Genomic DNA, 2,058 nt, shown 5'->3' with positions numbered 1-2,058 from the left:
AGGTCCCAACTCAGGCGAGCCTGCTCGCCATTGTGCAGGCGATGGATCAGGTTGCCGCGTTCGTCGTATTGGTAGTGGGTCCCGGCGTATTCACGCAGCAGGTTACGGCGTCGGTCGCTTTCCAGCGGGCGGTTCAGCTCCTGGGACTTGTCGTCCAGCAGGTTACCGGCCGAGTCGAAGGCGAAGGTCTCTTCCTAGCTTTGATCACCCTGTCTGGCAACTTGCGTGGTGGTTAGCTTCACACCATATAATTGCTGCAAGCTCGGTACGACGCTGATTGATACATATTGATTCAGGCAGCAGCTTTCCGGTGTACAACATCTCCACACAAGTTAATAAGAAGACAGCGAAGGCACACCCCTACTTGCCAACCCATGAGCTTCAAGCGACCCCTAGTTGTACTCGCGCATTCTCGACCGCATCTTTAAGCACATGCGCATCGCGCACCGTCAACTTCAAACTCTTTATTTCCTCCATCATTTCCACTGAGCGAGACACTGCATCAAGAATCAAACTTACCTGACGCAAAGCATCCGAATCCCTAAATTCGTAAATAGGAATTTGCACCCGAACTTCAATAACCTTCCGAGCCTTGTGGTATCGCCTAACTTCTGGATAATCACCTATTCGCTCATCAGGCATCAGTATTGATATGAATGTCCATGCTTCCGCCCCACACTCGAGTGAAACATCACGTAAAATCTCAACCAATGCATCCTTTACCTTCTTTCGAGCAATCTGAGCAGCATTGCCCGCTAATACATGCTGCTCACTTGAAGTATTAAAATCCATAAACCACCTTAATAATCGCTTTTGTTTAGCGGAGGCCTTCTACCTTTTTTATCTGCCGCTTTGTATTCCAAGATTTTTTGATGTTGCCACGCATGCATCTCCCGCTTGGTCCCTGAGACCTCCTCCTGCATATACGCATTGTTCTCCTTAAGATATTCTTCCGTATACCTACGCTTACCCATTGTAGTTTCACCATACTTCAAAACACTATGATCATCTTCGTGCCTCAATGTGTAGCCAATCGCAGGCTTAGTCGAATTGAGACTATTCCCATGAGTACCATCCGACTTACACGGGCATGGCTTCGAAGGATCTTTCCCCGCCCCAAACCTACCACCCGCCTGCCGCGGCTGCCCTTTCCACAACCCTAACGGGTCGACCCACTCGACAGGGTTCGGCGCATACGCAAACAGGTTCAAACCACCGGTGTAACTGATCGGGTCCTGGTTGATGAACCGCCCGGCCCTCGGATCATAGTACCGATAGCGGTTGTAATGCAGCCCGGTCTCATGGTCGTGGTACTGACCCTGGAAGCGGATCGGGTTGTTCAGGCCATTCTGCTTCGCCCACTCCGAGCGGGCCTCCTTGATCTCACCCCACGCCTTGTACTGCGCCGTCCACGCCACTTCACCATGGTGGTCGGTCAGCTCCATCGGCGTACCAAGGTGGTCGCACTGGTACCAGGCAATCGCGTCGATCGGTTGCGGTTTGACCTCGTGTTGCCACAGCGGGTCCTGATCGAAATCGTATTCCCGGTCGTTCCAGTCCGGTTGGCGTAGCAAGCGGATCGGGCTCTTGCGCAGCGCCTGGGCAACCGGCACGAAACTGCCCGGCTCGTACAGGTAATGCACGGTCCGCCCGGTGTCGCCTTCATCCTGTGGCGGCGAGCTTTCCCAAGCCAGGTTATCGCCATCCCAGCCGTACAAGGTGTAACCACAGCCCAGTTCGCGTTGGCGCTTGGCCCGCTGCATCTGGTTCCAACCACTGCCCGCACGCGGATCATCCTGATGGTGCGCGGTGGAGTGCTTGTGCAGACGGCGGCCCAAGGCGTCGTAGCTGTACGCCACGCTGAGCTTGCTATCGTCGAAACGGACTAATCGGTCGAACAAGTCCCAGCTCAGGCGCGCCTGTTCGCCGTTGTGCAGGCGATGGATCAGGTTGCCGCGTTCGTCGTATTGGTAGTGGGTCCCGGCGTATTCACGCAGCAGGTTGTCCATCAGTTTGTTACGGCGCGGATCGCTTTCCAGCGGACGATTGAGTTCCTGG

At 54.6% G+C, this 2,058-nt stretch carries 3 protein-coding genes; 1 reads left to right on the top strand and 2 read right to left on the bottom strand.

Annotation, left to right across the window (positions count from 1 at the left end; genetic code table 11):
• Window positions 1–236, top strand: a 236-nt coding sequence (locus tag NJG22_RS24330) for a hypothetical protein (protein WP_253098472.1), incomplete at its 5' end; no start/stop codon positions are given.
• 145 nt (window positions 237–381) lie between these two features.
• On the opposite strand, the gene NJG22_RS24325 is transcribed toward NJG22_RS24330, so the two are convergent.
• Both NJG22_RS24325 and NJG22_RS24320 read right to left on the bottom strand, forming a co-directional pair.
• Complete coding sequence (locus NJG22_RS24325) at window positions 382–792, bottom strand: hypothetical protein (RefSeq protein ID WP_253098470.1); 411 nt, start codon at window positions 790–792, stop codon at window positions 382–384.
• A gap of 8 nt (window positions 793–800) precedes the next feature.
• Window positions 801–2,058, bottom strand: a 1,258-nt coding sequence (locus NJG22_RS24320) for an RHS repeat-associated core domain-containing protein (protein WP_253098468.1), incomplete at its 5' end; no start/stop codon positions are given.

Source organism: Pseudomonas sp. VA159-2 (assembly GCF_024126635.1).
Taxonomy (GTDB): domain Bacteria; phylum Pseudomonadota; class Gammaproteobacteria; order Pseudomonadales; family Pseudomonadaceae; genus Aquipseudomonas; species Aquipseudomonas muyukensis.
This window is presented reverse-complemented; position numbering and strand designations above follow the sequence as displayed.

Coding starts and splice junctions, on each gene's coding strand:
- NJG22_RS24325 (WP_253098470.1), bottom strand. CDS start 792: ATGGATTTTAATACTTCAAGTGAGCAGCATGTATTAGCGGGCAATGCT.